This window comes from Streptomyces sp. NPDC050560, from assembly GCF_044457285.1.
Classification (GTDB): domain Bacteria; phylum Actinomycetota; class Actinomycetes; order Streptomycetales; family Streptomycetaceae; genus Streptomyces.
In genome coordinates, this window is sequence record NZ_JBITGT010000022.1 from 46,401 (window position 1) to 59,654 (window position 13,254).

Here is a 13,254-nt window from a genome sequence, read left to right on the forward strand (position 1 = left end):
GGCGCCCGCGCCGACAAGTCTCGGATATCACCACGTTCGAACAGGGTCCCGCCCCTCGAACGCCCGGGATGTCGGCACAAAACATGACGCCTCGATCACAATCAAACAGAGAACGCCAGGGTTGCTGTTTATTTATTTGGTACCCGGGCGTAACTTGTGCCGGGTTCAGTTGGTCCGACGAAGCGAGTACCCCCATGCACTACCTGGCCGACGGGCTCCGGCTCCCCACGAACGGGCTCGACTACGCGATTCTCGGGATCTACTTCGCCGTGGTCCTTGGCATCGGCTTCGCCGCCCGGCGCTCGGTGCGGACGAGCCTCGACTTCTTCCTCTCCGGGCGCTCACTGCCCGCCTGGGTGACGGGGCTCGCCTTCGTCGCCGCCAACCTCGGCGCCACCGAGATCCTGGGCATGGCCGCGAACGGCGTGCAGTACGGCGTCTACACGGTGCACTGGTACTGGATCGGCGCCATCCCCGCCATGGTCTTCCTCGGCCTGGTGATGATGCCGTTCTACTACGGCTCCAAGGTCCGCTCGGTGCCCGAGTTCCTGCTGCACCGCTTCGGGCCCTCGTCCCACTTCCTGTCGTCGCTGATCTTCGCCGTCTCCTCGGTGCTGATCGCCGGCGTCAACCTCTACGCCATGGCGATCGTGCTCGAAGCGCTGCTCGGCTGGCCGCAGTGGGTCGCGATCGTGGTCGCGGGCGCGTTCGTGCTCGTCTACATCACCATCGGCGGGCTCTCCTCCGCCATCTACAACGAGGTCCTCCAGTTCTTCGTGATCCTGGCGGCCCTGATCCCGCTGACCATCGTCGGCCTGAAGCACGTCGGCGGCTGGGGCGGCATCAGCGACAAGCTCAGCGCCTCCCACGGCGACAACTTCATGTCCGCCTGGGGCGGCACCGGCATCGGCTCCGCCAACCCGCTGGGCGCCAACTGGCTGACGATCGTGCTCGGCCTCGGGTTCGTGATGAGCTTCGGCTACTGGACGACGAACTTCGCCGAGGTGCAGCGCGCGCTGTCCGCGAAGAACCTCTCCGCGGCCCGCCGCACCCCGCTGATCGCGGCCTTCCCGAAGATCGCCATCCCGATGGTGGTGGTCGTCCCCGGCCTGATCGCGCTGGTGATGGAGCCCTCCATCGGGCAGAAGGGCAGCGACCTCACCTACAACGACGCGATCCCGGTCCTGATGCGCGACCTGCTGCCGAACGGCGTCCTCGGCGTCGCCGTCACCGGGCTGCTCGCCGCGTTCATGGCGGGCATGGCCGCGAACATCTCCTCGTTCAACACCGTCTTCACCCACGACCTGTGGGGCGCCTACTTCAGGAAGGGCCGCGGCGACCGGTACTACCTGCTGGTCGGGCGGGTCGTCACCGCGGTCGGCGTGGTCATCGGGATGGGCACGGCGTTCATCGCGTCCAGCTTCAGCAACATCATGAACTACCTCCAGACGCTGTTCTCGTTCTTCAACGTGCCGCTGTTCGTGGTCTTCATCATCGGCATGTTCTGGAAGCGCAGCACCGCGGCCGCCGGGTTCTGGGGGCTGCTCTCCGGCACCGTCGCCGCGATGGTCAACTACTTCTGGCTGTACAAGCAGCACGTCATCGGCATCCCCACCGACCAGGGCGCGAACTTCGTCTCCTCGATCGTCGCCTTCGTGGTCGGCGCCGTCGTCATGGTCCTCGTCACCCTCGTCACCAGGCCCAAGCCCGCCGAGGAGCTGGCGGGGCTGGTGTACGGCACCCGCTCCCCCGGCATGGCGGAGCCGCCCGCGGCGGGCGACGCCGCCTGGTACCGCAAGCCGGCGCTGCTCGGCTGGGGCGCGGTCGTCCTGGCCGCGCTCTCCTACATCCCGTTCTCGCTGTAGTACGCCCCCGAAGCCGCAAGGAATCTCGTCATGAGTGAGCACCAGAACACCCCCGGGGACGGCAGCGCCCACGGGGACGGGGAGACCCGCTACCAGCAGGAGGTCTCGGAACTCGAAGCCAGGTCGGCCACCGCGGCGCGGCTCTTCGACATCCGCCGCATCATCGGCGGGCTCTTCGTGGTGTACGGGGTCATGGTGATGATCGCCGGGTTCACCGCGTCGGACGCCGACCTCAGGAAGGCCCAGGACATCAACATCAACCTGTGGACGGGCCTCGGCATGCTCGTCCTCGGGCTGCTGTTCCTGCTCTGGCTGAAGCTGCGCCCGACGGCTCCCCCGCCGCCGGAGCCTGAGCCGGGGCCGGGTCCTGGGGCAGGAGCAGGGTCGGCGTCGGGCCCCGGCGCATAGAGGCGGCGCGGGGGCGCGGGCGTGCGGGAGGCGCCCCGCGCCACCCCCGGCCCGCCTGCGCGAGATACCCCGCGCTACCCCCGGCCCGCCTCGTCGAGCAGCCCGGTGCGGGCGGCCAGGGCGGCGGCCTCAAGGCGCGAGCCGACGCCCAGCTTCATCAGCACCCGCTGGACGTGCGTACGCGCCGTGGACGGTGCGATCCCCATGCCCGCGGCGATCAGCCGGGTCCCCTCGCCGTCCGCGACGCGCACCAGCACCTCCACCTCACGGGGCGTCAGCAGCCGCAGCAGCCTGCGGCCCTCGTCGTCCGGCTGGGCGGCCGGGTTGAGCAGTTCGCCGAAGGCGCCCTGGAGCAGTTGCGGCGCCACCGCGGCCTCCCCCGCCCTCGCCTTGATCAGGGCGCGCTCCACGCCCTCGATCCGCTCGTCGTGGCGCACGTACCCCGAAGCCCCGTACGCGAAGGCGGCGGCGATGCCGCGCGGGGAGGGGACGGGGCCGAGGACGACCACGGCCACCGCGGGCCGCTCCCGCTTGATCCTGCGCACCGGCTCGAAGATCCCGGGGCGGTCGGGGGTCGCGGTGCCGAGCAGACAGACCTCGGGGGCCCGCACGATCACCAGCTCCGCGGCGCCCGCGGTCGGGGCCGCCGCCGCGAGCACCCGGTGCCCGCGCAGCTTCAGGGCTGAGGCGAGCGCCTCGGCGTGCAACCTGTGATCGTCGACCACCACGATCCGCGCTGCCATCGAGCAACCCCCCAGTCCCCAGCGGCCGGACGGCCCGGGCACCACGGCCGCCCGAGGGCATTCCACCACCACCGCGACCGCCCCCGGCCTCGTTCACCGGAAACTACACGCTTGTTCGACTCTGCGCTTCCCTTACCGGGGACAAGCCCTCCGGAAGGCCGAAACCCCCGCCCTCCACGGCATGGAACACGACGACGGCCCCGTTCCCTGGCGGAACGGGGCCGTCCGAATGGCGCGATCTGTACGGTCCTTCGCGGCACGCGAGGGGCGCGACGAGCACGAGGGGCCGTCGGGAGAAGCGGCCCGTGAAGGCGCCTCAGAAGGGGCGGCTCAGGACGAGGTGCCGAACCCGAGCGCCGTGTACTCCTTCTCGTCGGCCGAGTACGGCGCGCTGACCAGGTCCTTGCCGAGGAACAGATGGCCCTGCGAGTACAGCATCTCGCTGCTCTTGGGGACCATGTAGCTCAGCGCGTCGAGGACGGGCTCCGACGACGGCGTCTGGAGCAGCTTCGTCGACTTCCCGGTCTTCGTGTCGACCGAGACGACCTCGGCGCCCTTGTCGTACGTGGCCTCCTTGTAGGCGATGATGTTGCCGCCGTCCATCCGCAGCGGCCACATCGTGGTGCCGTCGCCCGCGTCGAAGCGGTCCGTGGTGCCCTTGCCCGTGGCCAGCGAGAACGACACGATCTCGTTGGTCTGGCTGGTGTCCTTGCCGCCCTGGTGCTCGTTGGTGGGCACGTAGAGCCGGTCGTTGCCGACGGCGATCGCGTGGCAGTCGTGCACCTTGTTGACGCCGCAGTCGTGCTCGTACTTGCCGTCCTCAAGGGTGATCTTGTTGCGGAGCTTGCCGGTGGCGTCGTCCATCGCGAACACGTCGGTGACACCGCTCGAAGTGATCTCACCGGAGTCGACGCCGAAGACGACCGGCTTGCTGGAGATCACCTTGGCGTTGTCGATGCCGACCGGCAGCTTGTAGCTCCACTTCGGCTTGCCCGAGGCGGGGTCGAGCAACTGCACCTCGACCCGCGGGTCGTCGTACGAGCCGCAACTGCGCACCGCGACCAACTGCTCGCCGCCGCGGTAGCCGTCGTCCTTGCAGGTGGACGCCGGGTCGGGGGCCCAGAGCTGCTTGCCGGACTTCAGGTCGAACGCGGCGCCGCCGTCGGTGCCGCCGCCCACCGCGACGGTGCTGCCGCTGATGCTGACTTCCTCGAAGGTGGCCGGGGTGTCACTGACGTCGACCGACTTCGTCCACAGCAGCTTTCCGGTGTTCGTGTCGAACGCGGAGATCTTGTCGCAGGGGAAGACGTCGCCCTTCTTCTCCCGCTTCTTCTCCTCGTAGACGACCGCCGCGACGCCGTCCTCGCTGACCTCGGGGGAGCCCGCGCAGGTCTGGCCGTCGAGGGGCGTGGTCCAGGACTTCGCGCCGGTGTCCGGGTTGTAGCCGATCAGCTCGGCCACGCCCGCCTTCGCGTAGACCTTGTCGGTGAGCCAGGAGCCGCCGACGCTGTACACGTCGTCCTTGGGGACCTCGGGCGCGGGGAGCTGGAAGAGCACCTTGGCGCTGGTGTTGGCCGGGACCTTCTCGCTCCCGCCCCCGGCGGCACCGCCGCCGCCCTTCTTGTCGTCGCCCTTGCCCTTGCCGTCGGCGCTGACCGGCCCCTTCTTGCCGTCGTCGTCCTTCGACGACGAGTACCAGACGCCGCCGCCGATGATCAGGGCTATCGCGACCACCGCGGAGGTCACGATGATCCACTGGGTCTTGTTGAAGAACCCGCCGCCGCCCGCCGGGGGCTGCGCCCCGGCGATCACGGTCGGCGGCTGCCCGTTCCCGTACCCCTGCTGGCCCGGGTAGCCGTAGCCGGACTGCTGCTGGCCGCCGCCCACGACCATGGTGGGCTGGTGCGCGCCGCCCTGCTGGTAGCCCTGGGGGCCGGAAGCGCCCTGGCCTGGCTGGCCGGGCGCCGGAGGCGCGCCGGGGGGCGGCGGGGCGCCCGCGGGGCCCGACACCTGGGTGGGCGGCGGCGCCTGCGGCGGCTGCGGCGGCGGCGGGCCGACCGGGGGCTGCCCGTACCCGGACTCCGGCGGCTTGGAGAGCCCCGGCGGGGGGCTCTGCGGCGGCGGCCCCGGCGGGGCCTGCGGCGGCTGCGGCGTGCCATAGCCGCCGGGCGGCGGGTCCTGCGGCGCGCCGAAGCCCTGCTGCGGCGGCTCGTTCGGCGGCTGCTGGGGCGGCTGGGTCATGGCGTGTCCACCTCGTGAAGCGGGAGGAGCGGGAGCGGGCTCGGGCGGTGCCGAAGCGGCGCCCGGGGAGCGGAGGGGGCGGGAGAGCAGGCCATGGCGGTCACTTGCCGAACGCCATCATGAGCTTCTCCTGCGCGTCGTCGTTGCCGTTGAGGCGGGTGGTGGAGATGTAGAAGCGGCCGTCCACGTAGTCGATCGCGCGGGAGTAGAAGCCGTTCTCGATCTCGGCGGTGCTCGCCGGGTTCTTCAGCAGCGTCTTCGGGCTGTGGCTCCCGGACAGCGGGATGGACAGCACCTTGCCGCCCGCGCTGTACGACGCCGTCTCGTAGGCGATGAGGTTCCCGTCCTGCACCTTCACCGGCAGCATGCTGGTGTCGTCGGGCGCCTTGGCGCGCCACGCCTCCTTGCCGGTGGAGAGGCTGATGGCGACGATCTCGTTCGGCCCCGACTTGGCCTCGGTGGGCAGGTACAGGGTGCTGGAGTCGGCGGCGACCCCGGTGCAGCCCTGGAGGTCGGAGGAGAAGACGACGAAGCCGCACTCGGGCGCGAAGTCCTCGTCGACGCTGACCTCGGAGGTGGTGGCACCCGAACTGCCGAGGGTGCTGATGTTCCACTGCTTCTTGTCCTCGTTGGTGAGGTACACCACCGGCGGGTCGACGGAGTAGACCTTCGACACCTTCCAGCCCTTGGGGATCTTCTTCGTCCACTTGGCCTTGCCGGTGGCCGGGTCGAGTTCCTTGACCTCGTCGTGCTCGTTGTCCTGGCTCGCGGCGCAGGAGTACACCGCGATCAGCCGTGAGCCCCCGGCGTAGCCGCCGGGGTAGCAGGCGCCTGACTCGTTCTTCTTCGTGTACAGCACCTTGCCGTCGCTCGTCCGGTAGGCGGTGCCCGACATCGAGCGGCCGACCATGAGCGTGTCGCCGCTGACGGTCAGCTCGACCTCGATGGTGTTGTCGAACGCCCCGCCCTCGTCGATCTTCTTCGACCAGCCGCGCTTGCCGGTGTCGAGGTCGATCTCGGTGAGCTGGTTGCACTTGGCGCTGTCGCCCGCCTTGTCCTTGTAGGCGACGAAGACCTTGTGGTCGTCGGTGGCCTGCCGGGAGGCGGCGCAGATCGCCTGCGGGAGGGCGACCGGGTCGTACGCGGGCTGCCCGTCGCTGATCCGGTAGCCGAGCACCTGCTTGTACGCGGCCTTGACCGCGGTCTTGCCGGTGATCCACATCCCGGGCGCGTCCGCGCCCGAGCCGGGGGCGTCGGGGGCGCTCTTGTACCAGAGGATCTTGGACTCGCCGGGCTGGCGGTTCGCGTTCAGGTCCTCGTGGTCGTCGTCGCCGTCGCCGCTGCCGTCGCCCGGGTTGACCGGGTCGTCGCTCTTCTTGGCCTTGGGGCTCTCGGTCTTCTTCCCGGCGACCGGCTTGTCCTTGCCGTCGTCACCGCCGCCGGTGACCGCCCACACGGTGCCGCCCGCGATGAGCAGCACCGCCACCACACCCGCGATGATCACGGTGGACTTGCGCTTGAAGAAGCCGCCGCCGCCCGGCCCGCCGGGTCCCTGGCCGCCGGGGGCGGCGCCCGGCTGGGGCGGGTAGCCGTACTGCCCGGGGCTCTGCTGGTACGGGCCCGGCTGCTGGGGCGCGTTGTAGGGCCCGGGGGGCTGGGTGGGCGCGTTGTAGGGCCCCGGCTGCTGGTAAGGGCCCGGCTGCTGGGGCGGTGTGTAGGGCCCCGGCTGCTGCTGGCCGAACCCCGGCTGGTCGGCGGGCGGCTGCCCCGGGTAGCCGTACCCGGGCTGCGGGCCCGCGGGCGGCTGGGACGGATAGCCGTAGCCCGGCTGCCCGCCCGACGGCGGCTGCTGGGGCGGCGGAGGCGGCGGTGTGCCACCCTCGCCCGGGTCCTGCGGAGCCCCGAAGCCACCTCCCGGCGGCTGATTGGGCGGCTGAGTCATCAGCGCCTCCCCCCGATCCTTCACTGTCACTGAATCTCGCCTCGCCGAGACCTGGCGGTCCCTCCCGCCACGCCGTGTGTCACCACGGTCGCGGGTGGAAAGCGGTGCGTCCCCCGGCGGCTCAGCGCTGATTTTCGGCACGCCTGGCCGGACTCTCCAAGGAGCCCGACGAAACCTTTTCTATCACTCCGCCGGAGTAGCACACCTGGCCGGTCCACGCCCTGTTCCCAAGGGAGGACGCCGCCGTGATGGCTCCGTTACGCGCCCTTCACGGCTTCTCCGCGGCGGCTGGACTCAGGCGTCCTCGGCGAGTTCGAGCCACTGGGTCTCCAACCGCTCGCGCTCCCCGGAGAGTTCGCGCAGCTCCGCGTCGAGCCTGGCGACCTTCTCGAAGTCGGTGGCGTGGTCGGCGATCCTGCCGTGCAGGTCGGACTCCTTCTCCGTGATCCGGTCGAGGCGCCGCTCGATGCGCTGCAACTCCTTCGCCGCGGCCCTGGACGCCGCCGCCGAGACCGTCTTCACGGGGGCCTCGGACGCGGCGGGCCTCGCGGGCGCGGGCACGGTGCGCTCCATCGCCGCCCTGCGCTCCAGGTACTCGTCGACGCCGCGCGGCAGCATCCGCAGCGCGCCATCGCCGAGGAGCGCGTACACCCGGTCCGTGGTGCGCTCGATGAAGAACCGGTCGTGGGAGATCACCAGGAGCGATCCCGGCCAGCCGTCGAGGACGTCCTCCAACTGGTTCAGGGTCTCGATGTCGAGGTCGTTGGTGGGCTCGTCGAGGAAGAGCACGTTGGGCTCGTCCATCAGCAGCCGCAGCAGTTGCAGGCGCCGCCGCTCGCCGCCCGAGAGGTCGCCGCAGGGCGTCCACTGCTTCTCCTTGCCGAAGCCGAACGTCTCGCAGAGCTGGCCCGCGGTCATCTCCCGGCCCTTGCCGAGGTCCACCCGCTCCCTGATCTGCTGCACCGCCTCAAGCACCCGCAGCCCGGGGTCGAGTTCGACGACGTCCTGCGAGAGGTAGCCGAGCCGCACCGTCCTGCCGACCTTGACCCGGCCCGCCGCCGGCTGCTCGTCGCCGTCGCTGACGGCGGCCGACGCGAGGGCGCGCAGCAGGGACGTCTTGCCCGCGCCGTTCACCCCCACAAGAGCGAACCGGTCGCCGGGGCCGAGCTGCCAGGTCAGATGGCGCAGCAGCACCTTGGGCCCCGCCTGTACGGTCACGTCCTCCATGTCGAAGACGGTCTTGCCGAGGCGTGACGAGGCGAAGCGCATCAGCTCGCTGGAGTCACGCGGCGGCGGCACGTCCCTGATCAGCTCGTTCGCCGCCTCGATACGGAAGCGCGGCTTGGAGGTGCGAGCCGGGGCGCCCCTGCGCAGCCAGGCCAGCTCCTTGCGCACCAGGTTGCGCCGCCTGGCCTCCTCGGTGGCCGCGATGCGCTCGCGCTCGGCGCGCGCGAAGACGTAGTCGGAGTAGCCGCCGTCGTACTCGTGGACCCGGCCGCGCTGCACGTCCCACATGCGGGTGCAGACCTGGTCGAGGAACCAGCGGTCGTGGGTGACGCAGACCAGCGCGGAGCGGCGGGCGCCGAGGTGGCGGGCGAGCCAGGCGATGCCCTCGACGTCGAGGTGGTTGGTGGGCTCGTCGAGCACCAGCAGGTCCTGCTCGGCGATGAGCAGCTTCGCGAGCGCGATACGGCGCCGCTCGCCGCCGGAGAGCGGCCCGATCACGGTGTCGAGGCCCTGCGGGAAGCCGGGCATGTCGAGCCCGCCGAAGAGGCCCCCGAGCACGTCCCTGATCCGGGCGTCCCCGGCCCACTCGTGGTCGGCGAGGTCGCCGATCACCTCGTGCCGCACGGTCGCCGCGGGGTCGAGCGAGTCGTGCTGTGTCAGCACCCCGAGCCGCAGCCCGCCGCTGTGCGTGACCCGCCCCGAGTCCGGCTCCTCAAGCCCCGCGAGCAGCCGCACCAGGGTCGTCTTGCCGTCGCCGTTGCGCCCGACGACACCGATCCTGTCGCCCTCGGACACCCCGAGGGAGACGGCGTCGAGCAGGGCACGGGTGCCGTACACCTTGCTGACGGTCTCGACATTGACGAGGTTGACGGGCACCGGTGATCTCCTACGGGGTTGTCGCTCGGATACGGCCAGCGTAATCCCGGGGCCCGGGTGGTCTCAGTGGCGGACCCGCGCGCCCGGTACGGGGCCCGTGGCCGTGCGGACCGTGCGGCAGGTGCCCGTCTCGCGCAGGGCGGCGGCGACCTCGGCGGCCTCCGCCTCGCCCGCCGTCAGGAACGCGGTCGTGGGGCCCGAGCCGGACACCAGACCGGCCAGCGCGCCCGCCTTCGCCCCTGCGGCGAGGGTGTCGGCGAGCGCGGGGCGCAGCGAGAGCGCGGCCGGCTGGAGGTCGTTGGAGACGGCGGCGGCGAGCGCGTGCGCGTCGCCGGTGCGCAGGGCGTCGAGGAGCGGGGGCGAGGCGAGCGGGGTGGTGGGCCCCGTACCCGCGGTGAGGCGGTCGAACTCGCCGTACACGGCCGGGGTGGACAGGCCGCCGTCGGCGAGTGCGAACACCCAGTGGAAGGTCCCCGACACCGGCAGCGGGGTCAGCCGCTCGCCCCGTCCGACGCCGAGCGCGGCCCCGCCGACCAGGCTGAACGGCACGTCGCTCCCCAGCCCGGCGCAGAGCGCGAGGAGTTCGTCGCGGGAGGTCCCCGTGCCCCAGAGCGCGTCGCAGGCGAGCAGCGCCGCCGCGCCGTCGGCGCTGCCGCCCGCCATGCCGCCCGCGACGGGGATGTCCTTGGCGATGTGCAGGTGCACGGCGGGGGCGCGCCCGTGGCGCCGCGCGAGCGCGGTGGCGGCGCGGGCGGCGAGGTTGCTGCCGTCCAGCGGGACCTGGTCGGAGCCCGGGCCCTCGCAGGTGATGCGCAGTTCGTCGGCGGGGGCGGCGGTGACCTCGTCGTGGAGGCCCACCGCGAGGAAGACGTTGGCCAGGTCGTGGAAGCCGTCGGGGCGGGCCGCGCCCACCGACAACTGCACGTTCACCTTGGCCGGGACCCGTACCGTCACCGTCACCGCGTACTCCGTCTCTGCGTCGGGCTCTCTGCTGTGCGGCGCCGTGGGCGCCGTGGGGCCGCCGCGGGCGTCATGCGGGCCGCCGGGGCCCGTGTTCCGCGATGCGGGCGAACTCCTCGACGGTCAGTGCCTCGCCGCGGGCGCGGGGGTCCACCCCGGCCGCGGTGAGCGCGGCCTCCGCGGCGGCGGCCGAGCCCGCCCAGCCCGCGAGCGCGGCCCTGAGCGTCTTGCGGCGCTGTGCGAAGGCGGCGTCGACGACCGCGAACACCTCCCGCCTCCCGGCCGTGGTCGCGGGCGGCTCCGGCCGCCTGGCCAGGGACACGAGGCCGCTGTCGACGTTCGGCGCGGGCCAGAACACCGAGCGGCCCACGGCCCCCGCGCGCTTGACGCGCGCATACCAGTTGGCCTTCACCGACGGCACCCCGTAGACCTTGGAGCCCGGCGGCGCCGCGAGCCGGTCGGCGACCTCGGACTGGACCATCACCAGGGCGCGCTCCAGGCTCGGGAACGTTTCGAGCATATGCAGCAGGACCGGCACCGCGACGTTGTACGGGAGGTTCGCGACCAGCGCGGTCGGGGCGGGCGCCGGGAGTTCGCGCAGGGTGAGGGCGTCGGTGTGGACGAGCGTGAAGCGGTCGGCGCGCTCGGGCATCCTGGCCCGTACCGTGGCGGGCAGCCCGGCGGCGAGCGTGTCGTCGACCTCGACGGCGGTGACGCGGTCGGCGGCTTCGAGCAGGCCGAGCGTGAGCGAGCCGAGCCCGGGGCCGACCTCGACGACGGTGTCGTCGGGGCGCACGTCGGCGGTGCGGACGATCCGGCGCACGGTGTTGGCGTCGATCACGAAGTTCTGCCCGCGCTGCTTGGTGGGGCGCACCCCGAGCGCGGCGGCGAGATCCCGGATCTCGGCGGGGCCGAGCAGGGCGTCGGATCGGATACTCACCGCCCCAGCGTACGTGGCCGCGCGCACCGCCCGTGCCACGCGCCGTCCCCCGCCCGCGCTCCCCCGCGCCGCCGCCGCACCCCGCCGCGCCCGTGGGAATCCCGTCGGTGAACCCAGGAAGAACAGCGACCCGGCTAGGTCGTGTCGTTTGGATCTTCGTGGACCAAGGTGCGGCGTCAGATGCGGTGCATCGCAAGGCGGAGGATCGTCCTCGTACTGGGCGTACGTGGACGGTCCGACAACGCGGCGAGGTGCCGTAGCTGGCGTCGCACCCCCGCGAAGATCCAAACGACACGGCCTAATAGCCGAATGCCTCCGCCGTATTCCGGTAAACCGCGGACGCCATCCGCGCCACGTCGATTCCGCGCACCTCGGCCATCGCCCTGAGGGTGACCGGAATGAGATACGGGGCATTGGGGCGGCCGCGATAGGGGGCCGGTGTCAGAAAGGGCGCGTCGGTCTCCACGAGTACGCGTTCGAGCGGTGCGACGGCGAGTGCGTCGCGCAGCCCCTGGGCGTTCTTGAAGGTGACCGTTCCCGCGAAGGAGAGGTAGTAGCCGTGGCGCGCGCACTCCCTCGCCATGTCGGCGTCGCCCGAGTAGCAGTGGAAGACGGTGCGCTCGGGGGCGCCCTCCTCGGCGAGCAGGCGCAGTACGTCCTCGTGGGCGTCGCGGTCGTGGATGACGAGGGCCTTGCCGTGCCGCTTCGCCATCTCGATGTGCGCGCGGAAGGAGTCCTGCTGGGCGGCCTTGCCGTCCTCGCCGGTGCGGAAGTAGTCGAGGCCGGTCTCCCCCACGCCCCTGACCTGCGGGAGAGCGGCCAGTTCGTCGATGGCCGCGAGCGCGTCGTCGAGCGCGGCGCGGCCGCCGGCAAGGCGTACGCCCTGGCGCGACCAGCCGTCGGGGTCGCCGTGCACGATCCGCGGCGCCTCGTTGGGGTGGAGCGCCACCGAGGCGTGCACGCTGCCGTGGGCGGCGGCAGTCTTGGCCGCCCACCGCGATCCGGCCACGTCGCAGCCGACCTGGACCAGCGTGGTGACCCCCACGGACGCGGCCTTGGCCAGGGCCTCCTCAACGGTGCCGTGCTGCATGTCGAGGTGGGTGTGCGAGTCCGCGGTGGGTTCCGGCAGCGGTTCCGGCAAGGGGGGCGGTGTACGGCGCTGCTCCTCGCGTGCGGAGTTGCGTGCCGCTGCTGCTGTGGGGGTCGCGGGGGTGTCGGGGGGCATGGCGGCATCTTATGGAGGGGGTGGGGGGTGGCCGGGGGCCCGGGTGCGTGGTCGGGGCCGGGGCAGGGTGGTCGGGGGCCGGGTGGGTTCGGCACCGCCGGACGGCGCCGTCGTGGTTGCGCACCGTCGCGGCGGATCTGAAGGGCCGGAGGCCCTTCGACCCCGCGAGCCTGAGGCCCTGCGACCCTTCTGCCACTCCCTCCGTTCCGTCCCTCAGCCGCCCATGAGGAGGCGCCGCAGGGCCGCGAAGGGGTGGCGGAGTACGGAGTGCGAGGTGGGGGGTGCCGTGGCGCCCGCGGCGCTCTTCGCGGGGGCGCTTTCTGCGGGCGTGGTGGTGGTCGGGGCGATGAGCGCGGTGGGGGTGATCGGGCCCGCCTGGGGCGCGCTCTGCGGTGCGAGGCCCGCGTGGGCCCCCGGACGGGACATCGGGTGCCGGGCGGAGGAGACCCGCCCGGGGCGCATGATCCGCACGACGTGGCCGCCGCAGTTGTGGCAGCTCGGCTCGGTCAGCGGGGACGGCACATGGAATCCGTCGGCGTAGTACGCGACGAATTCCTTGCCCTCGGCGTCGACGTGGTGCTCGATCTCGTACGACTGTTCCCAGCCGTGTCCGCAGCGCATACACGCGAACGAGTACGACTCGTGAACGATGGCGGTCGCCGTTTCGCGGTGGCCGGTCCCTGTGATGTCACTCATGCCAGCTCCTCTTGCTCCCCAGGACGAGCAATGTCGCTCGGGGAAGGAGACGGATCGCGTCCCCCTCTCCGTCCAGTGGACGCCTCACCGGAGGAAAAAGCAGCAGACCTGCCGACTATTGAAGATGATTT

The 13,254-nt window shown here is 72.0% G+C and carries 10 protein-coding genes; 2 read left to right on the forward strand and 8 right to left on the reverse strand.

Annotated elements, in window-relative coordinates; all coding sequences use genetic code 11:
- The first annotated feature begins 194 nt into the window (after positions 1-194).
- Together ACIBIW_RS34385 and ACIBIW_RS34390 are read left to right on the forward strand one after the other, a co-directional pair.
- Entirely contained in the window at positions 195-1,865 is a 1,671-nt protein-coding gene (locus tag ACIBIW_RS34385; RefSeq protein WP_399342089.1) for a sodium:solute symporter family protein, read from the forward strand.
- A 30-nt stretch (positions 1,866-1,895) separates the two neighbouring features.
- The gene (locus ACIBIW_RS34390; RefSeq protein ID WP_399342090.1) at positions 1,896-2,273 is read left to right on the forward strand and encodes a hypothetical protein; all 378 of its coding nucleotides are present in this window, start codon (positions 1,896-1,898) and stop codon (positions 2,271-2,273) included.
- Between the two features lie 74 nt (positions 2,274-2,347).
- On the opposite strand, the gene ACIBIW_RS34395 is transcribed toward ACIBIW_RS34390, so the two are convergent.
- The 8 genes from ACIBIW_RS34395 to ACIBIW_RS34430 all read right to left on the reverse strand — a co-directional run bounded on the left by ACIBIW_RS34395 (position 2,348) and on the right by ACIBIW_RS34430 (position 13,123).
- Positions 2,348-3,016, reverse strand: coding sequence for a LuxR C-terminal-related transcriptional regulator (locus ACIBIW_RS34395; protein WP_399342092.1), 669 nt, complete (start codon positions 3,014-3,016; stop codon positions 2,348-2,350).
- Between the two features lie 330 nt (positions 3,017-3,346).
- Entirely contained in the window at positions 3,347-5,257 is a 1,911-nt protein-coding gene (locus tag ACIBIW_RS34400) for a PQQ-binding-like beta-propeller repeat protein (protein ID WP_399342094.1), read from the reverse strand.
- Positions 5,258-5,357: 100 nt separating this feature from the next.
- The gene (locus ACIBIW_RS34405; RefSeq protein ID WP_399342096.1) at positions 5,358-7,199 is read right to left on the reverse strand and encodes a PQQ-binding-like beta-propeller repeat protein; all 1,842 of its coding nucleotides are present in this window, start codon (positions 7,197-7,199) and stop codon (positions 5,358-5,360) included.
- Positions 7,200-7,493: 294 nt separating this feature from the next.
- Positions 7,494-9,302 carry an ABC-F family ATP-binding cassette domain-containing protein gene (locus tag ACIBIW_RS34410; RefSeq protein WP_399342097.1) on the reverse strand — a complete coding sequence of 603 codons (1,809 nt, stop codon included), beginning with the start codon at positions 9,300-9,302 and terminating at the stop codon, positions 7,494-7,496.
- Positions 9,303-9,365: 63 nt separating this feature from the next.
- Positions 9,366-10,262: a 4-(cytidine 5'-diphospho)-2-C-methyl-D-erythritol kinase gene (locus ACIBIW_RS34415; RefSeq protein WP_399342099.1), complete on the reverse strand. Its 897-nt coding sequence runs from the start codon at positions 10,260-10,262 to the stop codon at positions 9,366-9,368.
- A 70-nt stretch (positions 10,263-10,332) separates the two neighbouring features.
- On the reverse strand, positions 10,333-11,202 hold the full coding sequence (gene rsmA, locus ACIBIW_RS34420) for a 16S rRNA (adenine(1518)-N(6)/adenine(1519)-N(6))-dimethyltransferase RsmA (protein ID WP_399342101.1): 870 nt from the start codon (positions 11,200-11,202) through the stop codon (positions 10,333-10,335).
- 298 nt (positions 11,203-11,500) lie between these two features.
- Positions 11,501-12,427 (reverse strand): TatD family hydrolase, encoded by a 927-nt coding sequence (locus ACIBIW_RS34425; RefSeq protein WP_399342102.1) that lies wholly within the window; start codon positions 12,425-12,427, stop codon positions 11,501-11,503.
- A gap of 213 nt (positions 12,428-12,640) precedes the next feature.
- The gene (locus ACIBIW_RS34430) at positions 12,641-13,123 is read right to left on the reverse strand and encodes a hypothetical protein (RefSeq protein WP_399342104.1); all 483 of its coding nucleotides are present in this window, start codon (positions 13,121-13,123) and stop codon (positions 12,641-12,643) included.
- Positions 13,124-13,254 lie beyond the last annotated feature (131 nt).

What these genes read in the sequence shown, in the direction of transcription:
- ACIBIW_RS34385 (WP_399342089.1), top strand. Translation starts at nt 195, where the DNA reads ATGCACTACCTGGCCGACGGGCTCCGGCTCCCCACGAACGGGCTCGAC.
- ACIBIW_RS34390 (WP_399342090.1), top strand. Translation starts at nt 1,896, where the DNA reads ATGAGTGAGCACCAGAACACCCCCGGGGACGGCAGCGCCCACGGGGAC.
- ACIBIW_RS34395 (WP_399342092.1), bottom strand. Translation starts at nt 3,016, where the DNA reads ATGGCAGCGCGGATCGTGGTGGTCGACGATCACAGGTTGCACGCCGAG.
- ACIBIW_RS34400 (WP_399342094.1), bottom strand. Translation starts at nt 5,257, where the DNA reads ATGACCCAGCCGCCCCAGCAGCCGCCGAACGAGCCGCCGCAGCAGGGC.
- ACIBIW_RS34405 (WP_399342096.1), bottom strand. Translation starts at nt 7,199, where the DNA reads ATGACTCAGCCGCCCAATCAGCCGCCGGGAGGTGGCTTCGGGGCTCCG.
- ACIBIW_RS34425 (WP_399342102.1), bottom strand. Translation starts at nt 12,427, where the DNA reads ATGCCCCCCGACACCCCCGCGACCCCCACAGCAGCAGCGGCACGCAAC.
- ACIBIW_RS34430 (WP_399342104.1), bottom strand. Translation starts at nt 13,123, where the DNA reads ATGAGTGACATCACAGGGACCGGCCACCGCGAAACGGCGACCGCCATC.